The organism is Paenibacillus sp. GM2, from assembly GCF_900069005.2.
Taxonomy (GTDB): Bacteria; Bacillota; Bacilli; order Paenibacillales; family Paenibacillaceae; genus Fontibacillus.
Window position 1 is genome coordinate 2,558,269 of the sequence record NZ_LN831279.1, and the last position, 18,903, is coordinate 2,577,171.

At 50.7% G+C, this 18,903-nt stretch carries 15 protein-coding genes and 1 pseudogene; 1 reads left to right on the top strand and 15 read right to left on the bottom strand.

Annotated features, from left to right (window positions below):
• The 4 genes and pseudogenes from recG to BN1360_RS21420 form a co-directional block, all read right to left on the bottom strand.
• Positions 1–1,876: pseudogene (gene recG, locus BN1360_RS21405) on the bottom strand (ATP-dependent DNA helicase RecG); the annotation flags it as partial.
• A 58-nt stretch (positions 1,877–1,934) separates the two neighbouring features.
• Complete coding sequence (locus BN1360_RS21410; protein ID WP_068781904.1) at positions 1,935–2,804, bottom strand: DegV family protein; 870 nt, start codon at positions 2,802–2,804, stop codon at positions 1,935–1,937.
• A 300-nt stretch (positions 2,805–3,104) separates the two neighbouring features.
• Positions 3,105–4,868, bottom strand: a complete 1,764-nt coding sequence (locus BN1360_RS21415) for a DAK2 domain-containing protein (RefSeq protein ID WP_068781905.1) — start codon at positions 4,866–4,868, stop codon at positions 3,105–3,107.
• Positions 4,869–4,883: 15 nt separating this feature from the next.
• On the bottom strand, positions 4,884–5,243 hold the full coding sequence (locus tag BN1360_RS21420) for an Asp23/Gls24 family envelope stress response protein (RefSeq protein ID WP_068781906.1): 360 nt from the start codon (positions 5,241–5,243) through the stop codon (positions 4,884–4,886).
• 299 nt (positions 5,244–5,542) lie between these two features.
• Between BN1360_RS21420 and rpmB the strand changes: the two genes are divergently transcribed.
• Positions 5,543–5,731, top strand: a complete 189-nt coding sequence (gene rpmB, locus BN1360_RS21425) for a 50S ribosomal protein L28 (RefSeq protein ID WP_068781907.1) — start codon at positions 5,543–5,545, stop codon at positions 5,729–5,731.
• A gap of 168 nt (positions 5,732–5,899) precedes the next feature.
• Here rpmB and spoVM read toward each other — a convergent pair whose 3' ends face one another.
• From spoVM to coaBC, 11 genes are all read right to left on the bottom strand, one after another.
• Positions 5,900–5,980, bottom strand: a complete 81-nt coding sequence (spoVM, locus tag BN1360_RS21430; protein ID WP_036621610.1) for a stage V sporulation protein SpoVM — start codon at positions 5,978–5,980, stop codon at positions 5,900–5,902.
• 193 nt (positions 5,981–6,173) lie between these two features.
• Positions 6,174–6,839, bottom strand: a complete 666-nt coding sequence (gene rpe, locus BN1360_RS21435; RefSeq protein ID WP_068781908.1) for a ribulose-phosphate 3-epimerase — start codon at positions 6,837–6,839, stop codon at positions 6,174–6,176.
• A gap of 4 nt (positions 6,840–6,843) precedes the next feature.
• Complete coding sequence (gene rsgA, locus BN1360_RS21440) at positions 6,844–7,749, bottom strand: ribosome small subunit-dependent GTPase A (protein WP_068781909.1); 906 nt, start codon at positions 7,747–7,749, stop codon at positions 6,844–6,846.
• Positions 7,750–7,818: 69 nt separating this feature from the next.
• Positions 7,819–9,978 (bottom strand): Stk1 family PASTA domain-containing Ser/Thr kinase, encoded by a 2,160-nt coding sequence (pknB, locus tag BN1360_RS21445; protein WP_068781910.1) that lies wholly within the window; start codon positions 9,976–9,978, stop codon positions 7,819–7,821.
• Positions 9,975–10,748, bottom strand: a complete 774-nt coding sequence (locus BN1360_RS21450; RefSeq protein WP_068781911.1) for a Stp1/IreP family PP2C-type Ser/Thr phosphatase — start codon at positions 10,746–10,748, stop codon at positions 9,975–9,977. The genes pknB and BN1360_RS21450 overlap by 4 nt, the downstream gene beginning before the upstream one ends.
• Before the next feature lie 6 nt (positions 10,749–10,754).
• Positions 10,755–11,801, bottom strand: a complete 1,047-nt coding sequence (rlmN, locus tag BN1360_RS21455; RefSeq protein WP_068781912.1) for a dual-specificity RNA methyltransferase RlmN — start codon at positions 11,799–11,801, stop codon at positions 10,755–10,757.
• A 221-nt stretch (positions 11,802–12,022) separates the two neighbouring features.
• Positions 12,023–13,486, bottom strand: a complete 1,464-nt coding sequence (gene rsmB / locus BN1360_RS21460; protein ID WP_420707917.1) for a 16S rRNA (cytosine(967)-C(5))-methyltransferase RsmB — start codon at positions 13,484–13,486, stop codon at positions 12,023–12,025.
• On the bottom strand, positions 13,483–14,427 hold the full coding sequence (gene fmt / locus BN1360_RS21465) for a methionyl-tRNA formyltransferase (RefSeq protein ID WP_068782513.1): 945 nt from the start codon (positions 14,425–14,427) through the stop codon (positions 13,483–13,485). Before fmt ends, rsmB begins: the two co-directional genes overlap by 4 nt.
• 9 nt (positions 14,428–14,436) lie before the next feature.
• Entirely contained in the window at positions 14,437–14,919 is a 483-nt protein-coding gene (def, locus tag BN1360_RS21470; protein WP_068781913.1) for a peptide deformylase, read from the bottom strand.
• A gap of 172 nt (positions 14,920–15,091) precedes the next feature.
• On the bottom strand, positions 15,092–17,635 hold the full coding sequence (priA, locus tag BN1360_RS21475; RefSeq protein WP_068781914.1) for a primosomal protein N': 2,544 nt from the start codon (positions 17,633–17,635) through the stop codon (positions 15,092–15,094).
• Positions 17,632–18,852 carry a bifunctional phosphopantothenoylcysteine decarboxylase/phosphopantothenate--cysteine ligase CoaBC gene (gene coaBC / locus BN1360_RS21480; RefSeq protein ID WP_068781915.1) on the bottom strand — a complete coding sequence of 407 codons (1,221 nt, stop codon included), beginning with the start codon at positions 18,850–18,852 and terminating at the stop codon, positions 17,632–17,634. Before coaBC ends, priA begins: the two co-directional genes overlap by 4 nt.
• Between the last annotated feature and the right edge of the window lie 51 nt (positions 18,853–18,903).

The window sequence follows — 18,903 nt, forward strand, 5'->3', positions numbered from 1 at the left end:
GCACGCCGCTCTGCTTCGTGCCGAAGAAATCCCCGGGACCGCGCAGCTCCAGGTCCCGGCGCGCCACTTCGAAGCCGTCGTCCGTATCGGTCAGGACCTTCATTCGCTCCTGACCTACCTCCGTCTTCGGATCGGCGATAAGCACGCAGTAAGACGCGTGCTCCCCCCGCCCTACACGGCCGCGCAGCTGATGCAGTTGCGACAGGCCGAAGCGGTCGGCGTCCATGATGATCATCAGCGTAGCATTAGGCACATCCACGCCGACCTCTACAACCGTGGTCGATACGAGTAGCTGCACCTCATTCGCATAAAACGCCCGCATGACCTCGTCCTTCTCGCCTGGGGTCATTCTCCCATGCAGCAATCCGACACGGAAATCCGGGAACGCCTGCTGCATCGCTACATACAGATCAATCGCATTCTGAACATCCAGCTTCTCCGACTCCTCAATCAGCGGAGTAATCAAATAAGCTTGTCTACCCAGCGATATTTCACGGGAAATAAAGCCCAGTACGCGATCCATCATGTCATGCTTCACCCAATAGGTTGAAATCGGCTTTCGACCCTTTGGCCGCTCTGACAGCGTGGAGACATCCATATCTCCAAAAGCGGTAATCGCCAACGTCCGCGGGATCGGAGTAGCGGTCATCGTCAGTACATCAGGATTGAATCCCTTGCGCCGTAAAACACTGCGCTGGTTCACCCCGAAGCGGTGCTGCTCATCAGTAACGACCAGGCTCAGCGATCGGAAAAAGACATCCTCCTGAATTAAAGCATGGGTACCAATAATGACGTCCGTCAGTCCCATTTGCAAGGAAGCTAGCAAATCTTTGCGCTTCCGGCCCGTTATACTTCCGGTAAGCAGTCCTACAGAGATCCCGAAGGGCTCGAACATCTTCGCAAGCGAACGGGCATGCTGCTCAGCCAAAATTTCCGTGGGCACCATAAAAGCTCCCTGATGTCCCGACTTCACCGCGGCAAACAGCGCAATCGCAGCAAGCACCGTTTTCCCCGAACCGACATCGCCTTGCAGCAAGCGGTTCATACAATAAGGGGAGCGCATATCCCGCAAAATCTCCAGCTCCACTTGCTTCTGTGCATCCGTCAGCTCGAACGGAAGGCTGCGCACGAACTCCCGAATGACCGAGTTCTCGACGAGATGAGCAACGCCATCCATCCGCTCATGGTTAATCGCGCGATAAGCCTGCAGCTTGAGCTGGAATAAGAACAGCTCCTCATAGACCATGCGGCGGCGGGCCTGCTGTCCCTCCGCCTGATCCTGCGGCAGATGGATTCGCTGAATCGCCCGTTTTCTCGACATCAGATCATATTGCTTCAGCAGCGCCTCAGGCAAAATTTCAGGGATCAGCTCCCCATACTGCAACATCGCCTGTTGAATCGTCTTGCGCATCCAGCTTTGTGTAATTTTCCCGCCAATCGAATACACCGGCTGGACGGTGCCACTCCGCTGCACCCCCTTATCCGGGAACTCCGAATCCGATACTGTAAGCTGATTGCGCTTCAAATCCCATTTCCCGGTTAATATAATCTCTCTTCCCGCAACCAATTGATCGCGAAGGAAGTGGCGGTTGAACCATGTCGACGTGAACATCCAATCCTCGGCCACCATTTTACAGGTCATTCTTGATTTACGCCCATAACGCTGCAGAACCGGAACTCCCATAATTTTTGCCTGAACCGTAATCTTGTCGCCGTCCTTAACCTCTGTCAAAGATTTAAGCCGATAATCTTCGTAACGAAACGGATAATATTCAATTAGATCATTTACCGTAAAGATGCCAAAGGCGTGAAGCTCTCCTGCTTTGAGAGCACTCACGCCGCTGACTTGCCTTACGGGGATTTCATGCAAATTCATTGTACAAATCCCTCGCTTTAATACCCGCCCCAAAAGTCGGACTTTTGGAGCAACTTCTTTAGGCCGGCCACACGAAGATGGCTATCGTACCAGGACCCACATGAGTGCCTACGACAGAACCGATGCTGTTACGGACGATCTCATGCAGGGTGAAATGCTCTGACAACAATTGAATAATTTCTTCCGCTCCTTCAGGATTCACACAATCGCACACAGCGACGTTCAAATCCTTGTGATTCGGAAAATCACTCCTGAACAGCTCAATCACGCGGGATACCGCCTTCTTGCGGCCCCTAACCTTATCTACCGAATAGATGATGCCTTCATGGTCTACAGACAAAATCGGCTTGATGTTCAACAATGTGCCAAGAATGGCCGCCGCTTTGCCGATCCGGCCGCCTTTCTGCAAATATTCCAGGGTATCGACCAGAAAATAAAGCCGACGCTCCTGTCCGAGACGCTCTAACTCCGTGCGAATCTGCTCAACGGAAGCCCCCTGCTTCGCCAATCTTGCCGCATGCACGACCATCATGCCAAAGCCGTAGCTGGCGCAGAGCGAATCAATTACCGTAATATTCACCGGCTCCGCCGAATCCTCCTCGACCATCGACTTGGCCAGCAGAGCGGATTGATAGGTGCCGCTCATCCCCGAAGAAAGATGTATCGAGACGATAGGAGAACCGGGGTACTGCTTCATTAGATTCTGATATACCTCGACGTACTGGGCAGGCGAGGTCTGCGAAGTCGTCGGCAGATTCTTGGACTTCGCCAGCCTGTCATAGAACTCTTCTACCGTGATGTCGATTCCTTCCAAGAAAGACTCATCCCCGAAAGCAAGCCGCATCGGTATTATATGAATACCGTATTCAGCAACCAGCGCTGCAGGAACATCCCCCGTACTGTCTGCTACAATAACGATCTGACTCATAGGTATTTTCACCCTTTCATCATTCCCCTTTTGCAAGAGGTTGTTCAAAAAGTTCACTTTGGATTACGAAGTGAATCAAGAAGCAACTCGACATCGAATCTTGAATTCAGCCAGGCCTAAGCAGATGCTTACGAAGTCATGTTCCCTTACGGAACATCTCAGGTGCTCACGTACCCATTACGTACGCTCCACTCCTCAGTCCTTTGTTACATCCCACTGAAGCGTTTTGCAAAAACGCATATCGGAAGCCTCAGCAGCGGTACTGAAAACCGAGCTTTTTGAACTTAAATTATTAGACGATCAGGATTCAACCGAAAATAAGTAATAATAGATCGGTTGCCCTCCATCATGAGTCTCTACTTCAACATCAGGATAAGTTTCATTCAACCAGCCCAACAGCGACTCCGTAGTTTCCTCCGTCGCTTCTTCGCCAATCAGAAGCGTAACGATCTCATCGCCGCCAACCAGCATTTTGGCCAGCAGCGCCTGACTTGTCTCCAGCAGTTGCTCTTCTGTCGCCACGATCTTGGAGTTCTCAATTCCAATATAGTGACCCGCCTTGATCTCCAGATCATCAAACATCGTATCACGGATCGCATAAGTAACTTGTCCTGTCTTGACATGAGATACGGCATTCAGCATGGAATCCGTATTCACCTCAACGCTCTCCTCTTCCTGGAAGGCAAAGGCAGCAGCGATTCCTTGCGGAATGCTCTTGCTTGGAATAACGGTTACGCTGCGCTCATCTTCCAGCAAATCGCGAGCCTGCTGAGCGGCAAGAACGATATTCGAATTGTTCGGCAGCACGAATACATGCTGTGCAGAAATCGAATGAATGGCCTTCACAAAATCCTCTGTGCTTGGATTCATCGTCTGTCCGCCGGATAGAACAACGTCAACACCAAGGCTCTTGAAAATATCCGAGATCCCTTGTCCAGACGCTACAGCAATAAATCCGTAAGGTGCCAATTCGTCCGCAGGAACCTCCGCAGGGTCCTCAGAACGGGCAGGTTCAGCCGGAATATCCGCGAACAGCTCTGGCATCGGAGCAGCATCAAGTCCGGTTGATAGCAGTTCGCGATGCTGTTCACGCATATTCAGAATATGAATCTGAGTAATTTCTCCATATTTCAAAGCGAGATTCAGAACCTCGCCAGGTGCTTTAGAATGCACATGAACTTTGATAACTTCATCGTCGGCAATGACGATAATAGAGTCACCATTTAATGACAGCGCTTTCCGGAATTGATCCTCATCAAAATTCGCATGCGAAACGCCGCCCAGGGTACGATTTATGAAAAATTCCATATCATAAAGAAATTCAATATCCTCTGTATCAAGCTTCGCTTGGGCAGTAGCATCATGATGTTCGGCCGGATGAACGGCGGTAAATGCCGAGACGGATCCTGCTTTCGGCTGTGCAGGCATCGAATCGATAGGCTTCGCTTTGCCCGTCAGCTGCTCCATAAAACCCTCGTAAATATATACAAGACCTTGACCGCCGGAATCAACAACCCCGACTTGCTTCAGTACAGGCAATTGCTCCGGTGTATTCGCAAGAGCTTCCTTCGCCTTCGCCAGCACATCAGCCATCAAATCTACGATATCGGTCGTGCGTCTAGCCTGGTGAACGGCATGCTTAGCCGCTTCCTTCGCGACTGTAAGAATCGTGCCTTCCACCGGCTTCACTACGGCCTTATAGGCTGTATCCACCCCGCTCTGTAAAGCGGCGGCAAATTGAATCGCATTCAACTCTTCATAAGAGGATGAATAACGGGCAAATCCCCGGAATAACTGAGATAAAATAACGCCGGAGTTCCCTCTGGCTCCCATTAGCAAGCCTTTGGACAAAGTATTTGCCCGACTGCCAAGTCCGCCCGATCCGTTATTATTCAATTCGGCCACTCCAGCCGTCATCGTTAAATTCATATTCGTCCCGGTGTCTCCATCGGGAACCGGAAAGACATTTAGAGAGTTGACATGCTCGGCATGATCTCCCAATCGTTTCGCCCCGGCTAGCACCATGGCGGTAAAATCTGTTCCGTTAATAGAACGCTTACTCAATGAGAATTCCCCTTCCTAGCTTGATACACGAACGCCTTGGACTGCAACGTTGACTTGAGCCACTTCGAGTCCAACGACTTCATTTAACACGTATTTTACTTTTCGCTGTATGTTGTAGGCAACCTCGGAAATTTTCGTACCATAACTAACTATGATATAAAGATGAATTGCCAATCGCTTATTATCGAGCTTTACTTCCACACCCCGGGCTAGATTCTCACGCCCCAGCAATTCAGCAATGCCGTCCTTGAATTGTTTCCGGCTTGCCATCCCTACGAGTCCATAACATTCCATGGCGGCCGACCCGGCGATCACAGCTACCGCTTCCTCCGAAATATCGACACGTCCATATTCGGTATCCAGTTGTATAGCCACGCCTTGCTCACTCCTCCCTTGAAATTATTATGGGCTAAACCATATTGTACTATAAGAACAAAGATAAATAAATAAACAAAGCGCGACAAGCACACTATAGAAATAAAGTTTGTCGATCGGTTGACGGACGTTTTTTTACTGTGATATTATATGTAAGTATTGTTTTATGCGGTTTCCTATACATTTATAGGTTAAAAGAAGGAAATCGACCGGCTTAAGCCGGCTTGAACAATAACTGTTAACTTCACTAATAAACTGTTATTTTCAAGACAGGTGTATCGGAACAGGAGGTGTAATGAATGTCTCGCAAATGCTATGTAACAGGCAAGAAACCAAGCAGCGGTAACCACGTATCCCACGCTAACAACCGTAATCGTCGTTCTTGGGGCGTTAACGTACAGAAAGTCCGGATCTTGGTAGACGGTAAGCCGAAACGCGTATACGTCAGCACTCGGGCTTTGAAATCCGGTAAACTGACTCGCGTATAATGGTGAGAATAAGAATATAGACAAAAAGCACCTTTTCTTAGTAGAGGTGCTTTTTTCGTATTCTCCTGCCACTTCAGCAACCGGAAAACAGTATCGCCACAAACCGCGTGATGGAAGGCGGGATTTGTGCGCCGCGCCGAATTCCATGATAGCGGCAGTTGTCGCTGCCTAGTTTTTGTGAAATGTATTCAACACCGCTTTGACGAAACCTCCCAAAAACTTAGGCAGCTTGAATGTATAAAATTTCATCGTTCACCCTCCCCATCATTCTCATGCCCTCATTCATAGTGTATGTTCCGCGCCCTCTCCCTGTGTATTTTCGCCGACAAAAAAAGGGCTGCATGAGAACCCGCTCATGTAACCCATTGTATGCGCCAGATCGAATCACTATGCCAATCAGACAAGGTGAAACAGGGCAAAAATGAAGAGAATATAGCAATGACTAATCTTGCAAACTGCTGCGAATCTCCTGAATCGCGGCGCGGCGGTCGCTGCGACCAAACACCGCATTGCCTGCGACCAGCACATCCGCACCCGCCTCCACAACCAGCGGTGCTGTGGCAGCCGAGATTCCGCCGTCCACCTCAATTCGCAAATTCTTCAACCCCAGTTCCTCTCGCAGCTCTTTCAATTCCCTGATCTTGCGAAGAGTAGACGGAATGAAGGCCTGACCGCCAAAGCCTGGATTTACCGTCATGACAAGCACCAGGTCCACATCCTCCAGCACTTCGCGAATCGAAGACACAGGAGTTGCCGGATTGATCGCAACGCCTGTCTTGACGCCATGCTCCTTCATCATATGCAGGACGCGGTGCAAATGTACGCAGGCTTCCTGGTGCACTGTAATAAGATGAGCTCCTGCTTTTGCAAAATCCGGAATATATCGCTCAGGATTCTCGATCATCAGATGGACATCGAGCGGCAGCTTGGTCAGCGGAGCAATCGCTCCCATCACCAGCGCTCCGAATGTAATATTAGGCACGAAATGGCCGTCCATAACATCGACGTGAAGCCAGTCCGCGCCGCTGTGCTCTGCCTCGACTACTTCTTGACCCAGCTTGGCAAAATCAGCCGACAATATAGACGGTGCAATATAGATGTCATTCATGAAGTCAATACCTCCGTTTTTTGTCTTTCATTTCTTCATAAAACTGCACATAGTGCTCATACCGTCCCGCGGCAATAACTCCTTCATCCACAGCCTCTCTCACTTTACAGCCTGGCTCATGCAGATGTGTACAGCCGCGGAATTTGCAGCCCTCTGAAAGCTCGCGGAACTCGCGGAAGCAAGTAGAGAGCTCCCCGACGCCAAGCTCAAGGAAATCCAGCTGGCTAAAGCCTGGAGTGTCCGCCACATATCCGCCATTCTCAAGCTCGATCAGCTCTACATGTCGGGTTGTATGTCTCCCCCGGCCAAGCTTCATGCTAATCTCGCTCGTCTCCAGCGACAATCCAGGGAACATCGCATTCAGCAGCGTCGATTTGCCTACCCCGGACTGACCGGAAAGTACGCTAATCTCCCCGGCCAGGCGCGTCTTCACAGCTTCCGTTCCTTTGCCAGTCAGAGAACTGGTAATGAACACTTCATATCCAATCTGCTCATAGAGGTGAGCTACCTGCTCCGTGACGCTGGCCGCTTCCTCTTCCTCCGCATCGAGCAGATCCTCTTTGGTCAAGCAGATCAACGCTTGCAGTCCCTCATGTTCGATATGTACCAGGAACTTGTCCAGAAGCTGCAAATTCAGGTCAGGTTCTTTAAGTGAAAATAACAGCACCGCAAGCCGGGCGTTAGCGATCGGCGGACGAATCAACTCCGTGATGCGCGGTAGAATCTCATCTACCATCCCTTCGCCGTTCTCCGTCGGACTATACATGACCCGATCTCCAACGAGAGGGGTTATGCCTTTTTTCTTAAAAATGCCGCGGCCCCGGCACTGGACAATCTTATCCAACGCCGGGTCTGCAGGCTTCACATAGTAATATCCGCTTAGCGCCTTAACGATTAAGCCTTCAGGCATTCTTGCAGGCCTCGCTTTCATATCTGTCTGTATAACGATATAACAATTGAAGCTTATTCAAGCTCAACTTCAATGATGTCCAAACCCCTTCATCTTTCCATTCGTTAACCTTCCAGTTAACTTGGAATTGTTGGCCTTGCCTGTATCTGGAGGATTTTGATCAGAGTTCCCGTTATCACCGTCACCATTATTGCCATCAGACTCATTATTTGATTCATCCGGCGTATTCGTTACAGGCAGTGATGGCTGCGGCACAGTCCCCTGCTTGGCATCAATATACGAGATCTTGTAGGTATCCGTTAATGCCCCATCGCGGTTCACATAGACATATCCGTCCTTATTAGGTGCCAGAACGAGATTTACCGACATATATTGCGGTTTGGCGATCGTCTTCGTACCCCAGTCTTGATTCTCACCACGAGCATCCCCGTATATAATATGGATTTTGCTCTTTTGTCCGTCTGTAGCCGGAACAACAGGAACCACGAAGGTATACTCGATCGCATCGGACGGATAGCCGGAGCTGACGAATATGGTTACTTCGGAGCCCGGTGCCGCGTCAGCGCCTTCAGTATATGGCCACTGCTCCATGACCTGACCTGACGGTACCTCATAGCTCGATTTTTGCTTAATTCCGTCCTTTGCCAGCTTCAGCCCCGCATCCTCAATCGCCTTCAGCGCTTCATCCTGGGTCTTCCCGACCAGCTTAGGCATCTTGATTTTTTCCGGCCCCTTGCTCACTTTCAAGACAATTTGATCTTTCTCCGGATCAAACAAAGAATTGGCAGCAGGAGTTTGCCCAATGACCTGCCCCGCTTTTACATCGGAATTCTCCTCATCCTTTCTAATCCTTTCTGTCGAAGCTCCAAGCTCTACCAGCTGTGCAACAGCCTCCTCATAGGTATAGGCCGCATTATCCAGCATCGGCATTTTTGGAAGCTCCTTCGCTTTGCTTACTGTCAAATCAATCGACGAGCCTTCCTTCACCGCGGTTCCCTCTGGCTTGCTCTGTTCATAGACAATTCCTTCATCTACGCCCTCTTTATATACCTGAGCAATATCCCCAACCACAATACCTACCTTGGAGAACTCCTCAGTAGCTTGTTCAATGGACATATTAAGCACATTCGGTACCTTTACTTCTTCTACGGTGACGAGCTTATTCACATACCAGGCAATACCAAGCATCGCAACGATTACAATCAGCGTAATGCCGACCCATAATTTAGTCTTACTGCTTATCGGCTTCTTACCTGATTTCTGCTTCTGCCGTTCATCGGACCCCTGATCATCACGGGATAACTTCGAGCCTCCACCAGACTGCCTGTTTTGCGGCTTAATAGCCGGGACAACACGAGTGCTGTCCTCATCCTCGTTATCGGCAAAAGTCAGCTTATTCTCCGTCCTGCGCTCCGGCAGCAGACAGGTCTCCAGATCGCGAAGCATTTCCTTGGCAGATTCATATCTCTCGCCTGGATTTTTGCGCATCGATTTCAATATTATATTCTCCACACTCTGCGGGATCATTGGATTCACCGAACGCGGCTCGTCAAAATGCTCCTGTAGATGCTTCAGCGCCACACTGATCGGGCTCTCCCCAAGGAATGGAAGACGGCCAGTCAGCATCTGATAGAGTACAATTCCAAGGGAGTAAAGGTCTGATTTCTCGCCCGTTGTTACCCCTTTGGCATGTTCAGGTGAGAAGTAATGCACAGACCCAATGACCGAGCCCGTCTGCGTAATCGTCGTCGAAGTTACGGCACGTGCGATTCCGAAGTCAGTCACTTTCACCCAGCCATTACGGCCGATTAATATGTTATGAGGTTTAATATCACGATGAATAATATGATTCATATGGGCATGATCCAAGGCGTCGGCGATTTGCGATGCGATACGAACTGCCTCATCTACCTGCAATGGAGCACGCTCTTTGATAATCTCATTCAAGTTGCGGCCTTCAATATATTCCATGACAATGTAATGAACATCGCCCTCTTGTCCGACATCATAGACGCTAACGATATTCGGATGTGACAAGGATGCCGCTGATTGTGCCTCACGTCGGAAGCGGCGGATAAATTCCTCATCGTTCACAAATTGCTGACGCAAAACCTTAATAGCTACATTACGATTTAATAGAATATCCTGAGCACGATAGACGAGGGCCATTCCTCCCCCGCCAATTCGTTCAATAATTTGGTAACGACCACCTAACTCGTGACCGATCATAAACTCCACCCCTTTGCGCTTGACACGGACTCATCATGATACTCCAACAACGCGACGGTAATATTGTCGTCGCCCCCTGCATCCAGGGCGAATTGAAGCAATTGATTAGCACGATGATCCAGAGGAAGCTCGCCGGCTCCAAGCGTATGAATCATTTGTTCCGGGGTTACATGATTGCTGAGACCGTCACTGCAGAGCAGCAGTATATCTCCCTCATCTAACATTACCGAATACATGTCGGCAACCACCTCTTCATCGGTTCCGAGTGCCCGGGTCACGATATTTCGATGTGGATGCACATTCGCTTCCTGCTCACTAATCTGATTATTCTTAAGCAATTCATTAACGAGAGAATGATCTTCAGTAATTTGAGTCAACACGTTATTTTGGAATTGATAGACTCTGCTATCTCCAATATGGCCGACGATTCCCTCGCGTTCCTTAAGCAGGACGGCAACCACCGTGGTCCCCATATTGTAGTACTCTACATGCTCCTTCGCTTCACGATACACGATTTCATTGGCATGCAAAATCGCTTGCTGCAGTTCATTTCCGAACTCTTGCGGAGACAAGTTGGCAGGCAAAGACTGCAAATCCTGTACAATCGTCTCAACGGTTAGACGGCTGGCTGTATCCCCAGCCTGATGTCCACCCATGCCATCAGCAACGATCGCCAGCGTATACCCTTGTTCCAAGCCGGCAACCCAGCTGCTGTCTTCGTTTACAGAACGAACCCTTCCAACATCACTTACATAAGCCGTTTTTATCAATCCTAATCACCTCGTACCAGACTGCATATGTTTGGCCCGCAGCTGTCCGCAAGCCGCTGCAATATCATGTCCTTGCTCCCGGCGGATCGTTACGTTAATGCCCTTGTCCGCCAATGTACGTTGAAACTGAAAGATATCATTCCTTGAGGTTCTGACATATTTCCGCTCCGGAACATGGTTGACCGGGATCAGATTCACGTGACAGAGCATATCCTTGAGAACCTCTGCCAGTTCTTCCGCATGCTCCACCTGATCATTTACTCCGCCAATCAGCGCATATTCGAAGCTTACACGGCGCCCGGTCTTGGCGATGTAATAACGCAGTGCCTCGATAACATCATCAAACGGAAAGCGGCGGTTGACAGGCATCAGCTTGGAACGCAGCGCATCGTTCGGTGCATGAATCGAAATCGCCAGATTAATCTGGGTATCCTCATCAGCAAATTTATATATATTGGGAACGATTCCGCTCGTTGATACAGTAATATGCCGTTGTCCAATGTTCAAGCCCTTCTCATGAATCATAATTCGCAAAAATTTCATCGTTGCATCATAATTCTCGAACGGTTCACCTGTGCCCATGATCACTATACTGCTAACACGCTCGCCTCGCGTGTCAAGAATCTTCTGAGCCTGCACAACCTGGGCTACAATTTCCCCGGAATTGAGATTCCGCTTCAGTCCGCCCAAGGTAGACGCACAGAATGTACAACCAACCTTGCAGCCGACTTGTGTGGTAACACAGACGCTATTCCCGTAGTTATGCTTCATGATAACCGTCTCGATCGCATGATCGTCATGCAGCCCGAACAGGAACTTGACCGTACCGTCCTTGGACTCAAACTTCGTAATTTCATTCAAAGTTACGAATGAGAACTGTTCGTCCAATTTTTGCCGAAGCGTCTTGGATAAATTCGTCATCTCATCAAAAGAGTTTACGCGCTTTACATAAAGCCAGTCAAATATCTGCGCACCGCGGAAGGCCGACTCCCCTTGCTGTACCGCCCATTCCTGAAGCTCTTCCAGACTCATATCGTATATAAAAGGTTTCATCTTCACACACCTATTCTTATAGTATCAAGTATATGACCATACTCATTCCACCTATTTTAGCATAAAATATAATAACACTAAAGTGGAAGCCCTTAACAGGGGCTTACGCAGCAAAAAGCACACCCCTATTATCGCTTAAAGCAATAATTAGAAGTGTGCTTCACCGATTCCAGTATATAGTAATTTCAGGGATTTTGCAAAGATTAAGTATAGACCGCCGCTTAGATTGAGGTTTTCACAAGACGAGCGATGTAAAATCCGTCAGAATGATAGTCCTGAGGCAGGATCTGCAACCCGGTCTTCTCCCTGGCGCTCGCTTCCTGCAAGGCTGGCCAGTTCTCCGGCATATCCTCAGCAAGCGAAAATTCCGGATGGCGCTGTAGAAATGCATCTACCATGGCCGCATTTTCGCTTCGCTCAATCGTACAGGTGCTATAGACCAGCACTCCCCCCGGCTTTAGCAGCCCGCACACCGCGTCTAATAGGGTACGTTGAATCGCGTTAATCTCTGTAATATCGCCAGGTGTCTTCGTCCACTTCAAATCCGGCTTCCGGCGAATTACGCCCAGGCCTGAACATGGAGCATCCAGTAAAATACGATCGAATGACTCGGCCGCGAATCGCTCGGAAAGTTGGGCCGCATCGCTGGTCATTGTCTCAACTGGGTCAAGCCCAAGCCGCCTTGCCTGATCATCGATCAGCTTTGCCTTATGCGTATGGATATCGTTGGCAATCACATGACCGCGGCCTTCCATCCGTTCAGCGATATGGCATGTCTTGCCTCCGGGAGCTGCGCAGCAATCAAGCACCTTCATACCCGGTATGGCCTGAACAGCCGCGCCAACAAGCATGGAGCTCTCGTCCTGAATCGAGATAAGCCCATCCTTATACCATTCTGTCAGCGCCATGTTGCCGCCGCTTAATACCAATATCCCGTCCGGTGATACAGGGGACGGAGCAACCTCTAGCCCCCGCTCTTTCATAACAGCCAACATCTCTTCGCGGCTCGTCCGCGAACAATTCACACGGATACTGACGGACGGAGGCTCATTATTCGCGAGGCAGATCGCTTCCGCAACAGCTTCTCCATACTGCTCAATCCAACGTGAGACAAGCCATTCCGGATGGGAGTAAGCAAGCGAGATCCGTGCCGCCGAAGAAAGATCGCCAGGCAAGGACAACTCCGCCTTGCGACGAAGCACATTTCGCAGCACACCGTTCACCATTCCGGATATCCCTTGATGACCACGGCGTTTTGCGATATTCACAGCCTCGTTCACTGCCGCATGGGGCGGAATTCGATCCAGATAATACAGCTGATAGAAGCTTAGCCGCAATAAATTTCTGACCCAGGGCTGAAGCTTGGCCATCCCTTTGCTGACAAAGGACTCCAGAAAGTAATCAATTGTATTGAGACGCGATATGGTGCCGTATACAAGCTCTGTAGCAAGACCCGCATCAGGACCGGTAAGCCCGGATTTCTGCAGCGCTCCATTTAATAGCAAGTTGCTGTAGGCCCCCTCCTGTTCTACAGCGGTCAACACATCCAGAGCGGTATCCCGCGCTGTAGGCTGCGCTTTGTTGTTTCTTTTGCCGGCATGCGCCCCCTTGCCAGCTCCAGATTGATTCCCCTGCCTTTTCTTGTCGCTGCCAGCCTGGCCGGAGTGGCCTTTCATATCGCTCATGACAATACCGCGCCCTTCTTCATGATACCACCGCGAATAAATTCAGCGGCCTCCATGGCTTTCTTCCCAGCGGGCTGAATACGGGTCAACCAAACCGATCCATCGCCGGTCTTCACTTCGATCCCCCGCTCGGACAGCTCAAGCACTGTCCCGGGAGCTACCCCGGCAGCCGATGCGGAGCCTGTACTGGTTGGCTTAGCTACCGACCAGATCTTGAATACTTCGTCGTTCCATAGCGTAAATGCGCCCGAGAATGGTACCAGGCCTCTAACCCGATTGAAAATTTCACGGGACGAAGCCGTCCAATCAATCCGCTCATCCTCACGCGATAAATTGGAAGCATACGAGGCTTCCTCATCGTTCTGCGGAATCCGCTTGGCGGTACCGTTCAGGATCAGCGGCAGCTGCTCCATCAGCAGCTTCGCCCCGGCAAGGCTTAATTTCTCGAACATCGTGCCCGAGTTATCCTCATCCTCGATCGGAACGACAACCTTCTCGATCATATCCCCTGTATCCAGGCCTTCTGCCATATACATCAGCGTAACACCGGTCTCCTTCTCACCGTTGATGATCGAGCGTTGGATCGGCGCACCCCCGCGGTAAGCGGGTAAGAGGGACCCATGCACATTCAAGCAACCATACTTCGGCAAATCCAGCACGGCCTTAGGCAAAATCTGTCCGTAAGCGGCCGTAACGATCAGATCAGGACGCAGCGCAGCCAGTTCCTCCACAGCTTCCGGCGCCCGCATTCTCTGCGGTTGAAGCACGGGAAGTCCGTGCCGCAATGCTGCTTCTTTTACCGGAGTCGGAGTTAGTACCTTCTTCCTACCTTGCGGACGATCCGGCTGAGTCACAACACCAACAACGTTATAGCCTTCTGCAATCAGAGCCTCCAGAGACGGAACTGCAAAAGCAGGCGTCCCCATAAATACGATATTCATCGTCATTCCTCACACCTTTTCTTCACCCTCAGGGGTAATTTCATATACTCTTTCCGCAACATCCGTATAGAGAACACCGTTCAGATGGTCAATTTCATGCTGGAAAGCCCTTGCCAACAAATCCGACCCTGTATATGTAACCTCTTTGCCATTACGGTCGAGGCCTTTAACCGTAACTGTCTGCGCCCGGCGCACATCACCACGCAATCCCTGGATGCTCAAGCAGCCCTCGGGTCCAAATTGCTCCCCCTCTTTGCTGACGATCTCAGGGTTAATCAGTTCAATAAGTCCGTGCTCATCGCCAACATTTATGACAATAGCCCGCTTCAGAATCCCCACCTGCGGCGCCGCAAGCCCGACACCCTCGGCATCATACATCGTCTCCGCCATATCGGTCAGCAATTTCTGTACATTTGGAGTAATTTTCTTAACCTCTTTGGCGACCTGATGCAACACTTCATCCGGTTCTTGGACGATAATCCGCAATGCCATACCCACACACCATCCTTTTATATGTAGTTCAAAAATCCCGCTTTAAATCACGAAGTATATCAAAGTAGCCTATTCAGCATCAAATCTTGAATTCACTCGGGACTTCCAATACGTACAAACTTCGTACGCTCCGCTCCTCATTCCCTGGCTTCATCCAACCGCCTTTATATAATTACATCAGCATCTGCGGGTCCACATCAATACTGATCTGAAATGACGAGTCGCGCATATCATTCAGCATGGCCTCAGACACACTGCGCACCAGCTCTGCCGCATCCAGCGAACCGCGATACTTCACCATACATTGAAATCTGTAGCGGTTCTTGATCCGCGGAATCGGCGAGGCGACCGGACCAAGGATGTCCAGAACATCTCTCGTAAAGCGGTCCATATTGCCGAACCAGCCCAGCTGCTGAGCCTTACCTCGCAAATTCGCCGTGAAATTCTCCGCCATTCGCAGCAATAACGGCAGCTTCTCATGGGACAGCGTTACAAGAATCAAGCGGCTATACGGCGGATAATGCAGCGCCTTGCGATGCAGCAGCTCCTCACGTACAAAAGAGTTGTAATCATGCGAGCTGGCATGGACAATCGAATAATGATCGGGGATATAGGTCTGGATCACAACCTCGCCCGGAAGCTGGTGACGCCCAGCCCGTCCGGCCACCTGCGTCAGCAATTGAAAAGTCTTCTCTGCAGACCGGAAGTCCGGAAAATTAAGCGAAGTATCTGCAGCGATAACGCCTACCAATGTAACATCCGTAAAATCCAGCCCTTTGGCGACCATTTGCGTCCCCAACAGCACATCGCCCTTTTTCTCGCGAAAAGTCTGCAGCAGCTTCTCATGCGAGCCCTTCTCCGTCGTTGTATCTACATCCATACGGATAACCCGGATCCCTGGAAACAGCTTGGACAGCTCGGTCTCAACCCGTTGGGTACCGGTTCCGAAATAGCGGATATGCTCGCTGCCGCACTCTGGACATACCGAAGGCGCAGGCACGGCATAACCGCAATAATGACAGCGCAAATTGTTCGACTTCTGATGGTAGGTAAGCGAGATATCACAATCCGGGCAGCCGGCCACATATCCGCAGGTACGGCACATCACAAATGTCGAAAAGCCGCGGCGGTTCAGGAATAAGACGCTTTGCTCACCGCGCTCAAGTCTGGCCTCTATTCCGGCATGGAGCTGTCTGCTGAACATCGAGCGGTTCCCTTCTCGCAATTCTTCCCGCATATCCACAATCTGTATACTTGGCAGCATGCTGCCCGAAGCGCGTGCATTCATCTCCAGCAGCATCGGCGCATAATGTTCATTATCGAGCGATCTGGCTGCGTGGTAACTCTCCAGCGATGGGGTTGCCGAGCCGAGAATAACAGCAGCCTGGTGCTGCCTGGCCCGGCGAATCGCCACGTCTCGAGCATGATATTTAGGCGTCTCTTCCTGCTTGTAGGAGGTCTCATGTTCCTCGTCCATAACAATCAATCCGAGATCGGAGAAAGGGGCGAAAATAGCGGAACGGGCACCGATAGCCACCTGCACGCGTCCCTCCCTGATCTTCCGCCACTCATCATAACGTTCTCCGGTAGACAGACGGCTGTGCATCACAGCAACCTTATTGCCGAACCGCCCCTTGAAACGTTCTACCATTTGCGGGGTCAGCGAGATTTCCGGCACCAGTACAATCGCCTGGCGTCCAAGCGAAATGCAGCGTTCGATCGTCTGCATATAAACTTCTGTCTTCCCGCTTCCGGTAATTCCATGCAATAAAAAAGCACCATATAATCTTCTATCCAGCACTTCACTAATTTTATTATAGACAAGCTCCTGCTCCGACGTTCGCGGCAGCGGCTCGGTTCGTTTGAAACGACGATTCTGATAAGGATCGCGAAACACTTCGGCGTCCTCAATAAGCGCAAAGCCTTTCTCGGCCAGCTTCTTGACGGTTCCCGCCGTAACGCCCAGCGTGGTTAGCAATTCCTGCAGGGATATCGTTACCCCAACCTCAAGCAAGAACTCCAGAACTTCCTTCTGCCTGCGCGCCTGCGCGCTGAAGGAAGCGAGCGCCGCCTCCGCCGCCTCTCCGCCGACCGTGGCTTTCACCGTCTTGATGGTCTTCTTGCGGACTTTATCCTTGATCATCTGTGTCTCCGTCAGCACGCCAGCCCGCAGCAGGCCTTTGATAGTCTCTCCCTGGCCGGCAAATTGGGCACTCAGATGAGCCGTCGTCATCGGAACGGAACCATTCGCTTTAATGTAAGCGACGATTTGCTCTTCCTCGCCAGTTAATAGCGGAGGTGACGCGTACAAAGCTTCCTCCGTCTGGTCCTCATCCGCAGGGTCTAACTCCTCCTGAAGCTGAATATATTTCTCGGCTTTACCTTTAAGTGCTGTAGGTATCATCGCCTGTAGCGCAGAGATCATACTGCAAGCATACCTATGGCTCATCCACTCGGCCAGCTTAACGAGATCAAGCGGAAGCGGGGGCATCAGATCCAGCAGCTCCTGAACCGGCTTCATGCGTGCGAAATTCAGCTCGGAGTCGGGCCGGAGATCAATAACGAAACCCTGGACTGTTCGATGACCAAAGGGAACGCCCACCCTGCTGCCGATCTCGATCCAGTCTTTCATCGTATCCGGAATAATATAATCGAAGGGGCGATCCGTGCCGCGGCTTGGAACGTCGACGATCACTCTAGCGATTTTGCAGTTCATTTGCCAGCTCCCGCCAGTCGTTCCGCAGCGAGCTCCATAATATGGAGACCCGTCTCCTCCTTGGTCATCATAGGCAGCGACTTCACCAGTCCCTGTGCATCATAAATTTTCACGATATTTGTATCGATGCCAAAGCCCGCTCCCGCCTGGGTTACATCATTGGCAATCAAGAGATCACAGTTCTTGCGCTGCAGCTTATCCATGGCATACTGCTCCAGATTCTCCGTCTCAGCTGCGAATCCAATCAGAAACTGCGATGTCTTTTGTTGACCAAGCGTCTGCAGAATATCAATATTTTTAATGAGTTCCAGCTGTAGAGCGTCACCCGATTTCTTAATTTTTTGCTGTGCCGGGCTCTTTGGCCGATAGTCCGCAACGGCAGCTGCCTTCACTAAAATATCTGTGTTCTGCCATATGGCGACGACAGCCTCATACATCTCCATTGCCGATTCCACATGCACCGTATTGATATTCAGCGGAGGGGCCACCTGCGTACGGGCGACGATCAGGGTGACGTCAGCACCCAGCTCCTGCGCAGCCTTAGCGACAGCAAATCCCATCTTGCCTGAAGAGTCATTCGTAATGTACCGGACCGGGTCAATGCGCTCGATGGTTCCTCCAGCGGTTACGACAACCTTTTTGCCGGCAAGCGGAAGATCAGCCCTTATAGATTGACGCTTAAAAAACTGATTCACTTCTTCAACAATCGCTTCGGGCTCTTCCATTCTCCCTTTCCCCGTATATCCGCAGGCAAGCAAGCCGACGCCCGGTTCAATCATATGAACACCGCGCGACCTAAGCTCTGCCATATTTCGCGATACAGCCGGGTGGGTATACATATGCACATTCATCGCCGGAGCAAGCATAATCGGCGCGGTGACAGCCAGTAGAGTCGTCGACAACATATCGTCTCCGATGCCGGCAGCCATTTTGCCGATCATATTCGCCGTAACCGGGGCAACCAGCACCAGGTCGGCCCAGTCGGCCAGTTCAATATGGGCGATGGCCTCCGGCTTCTTCTCGTCAAAGGTATCGGTGTATACAGCATTTTTGGATAAGGCCTGTAAGGTCAGCTCGCTAATGAATTTCGTAGCCGATTCGGTCATTATGACACGAACCTCTGCCCCTTGCTTCACAAGCATACTGCAGAGCGAAGCCGCCTTGAATGCAGCGATTCCCCCTGTAACGCCAAGCAATATTTTTTTGCCGATTAACATCGTCCTATCCCCCGCTTTCAAGTTATACGAAGTCAAACTCCCTTTGTCTTA

Excerpts from the sequence above, each read along its gene's own strand:
- fmt (WP_068782513.1), bottom strand. The coding sequence starts at position 14,427 with ATGAATATCGTATTTATGGGGACGCCTGCTTTTGCAGTTCCGTCTCTG.
- spoVM (WP_036621610.1), bottom strand. The coding sequence starts at position 5,980 with ATGAAATTTTATACATTCAAGCTGCCTAAGTTTTTGGGAGGTTTCGTC.
- def (WP_068781913.1), bottom strand. The coding sequence starts at position 14,919 with ATGGCATTGCGGATTATCGTCCAAGAACCGGATGAAGTGTTGCATCAG.
- priA (WP_068781914.1), bottom strand. The coding sequence starts at position 17,635 with ATGAACTGCAAAATCGCTAGAGTGATCGTCGACGTTCCAAGCCGCGGC.
- BN1360_RS21410 (WP_068781904.1), bottom strand. The coding sequence starts at position 2,804 with ATGAGTCAGATCGTTATTGTAGCAGACAGTACGGGGGATGTTCCTGCA.
- rlmN (WP_068781912.1), bottom strand. The coding sequence starts at position 11,801 with ATGAAACCTTTTATATACGATATGAGTCTGGAAGAGCTTCAGGAATGG.
- coaBC (WP_068781915.1), bottom strand. The coding sequence starts at position 18,852 with ATGTTAATCGGCAAAAAAATATTGCTTGGCGTTACAGGGGGAATCGCT.
- pknB (WP_068781910.1), bottom strand. The coding sequence starts at position 9,978 with ATGATCGGTCACGAGTTAGGTGGTCGTTACCAAATTATTGAACGAATT.
- rpe (WP_068781908.1), bottom strand. The coding sequence starts at position 6,839 with ATGAATGACATCTATATTGCACCGTCTATATTGTCGGCTGATTTTGCC.
- rpmB (WP_068781907.1), top strand. The coding sequence starts at position 5,543 with ATGTCTCGCAAATGCTATGTAACAGGCAAGAAACCAAGCAGCGGTAAC.
- rsgA (WP_068781909.1), bottom strand. The coding sequence starts at position 7,749 with ATGCCTGAAGGCTTAATCGTTAAGGCGCTAAGCGGATATTACTATGTG.
- rsmB (WP_420707917.1), bottom strand. The coding sequence starts at position 13,486 with ATGAGCGATATGAAAGGCCACTCCGGCCAGGCTGGCAGCGACAAGAAA.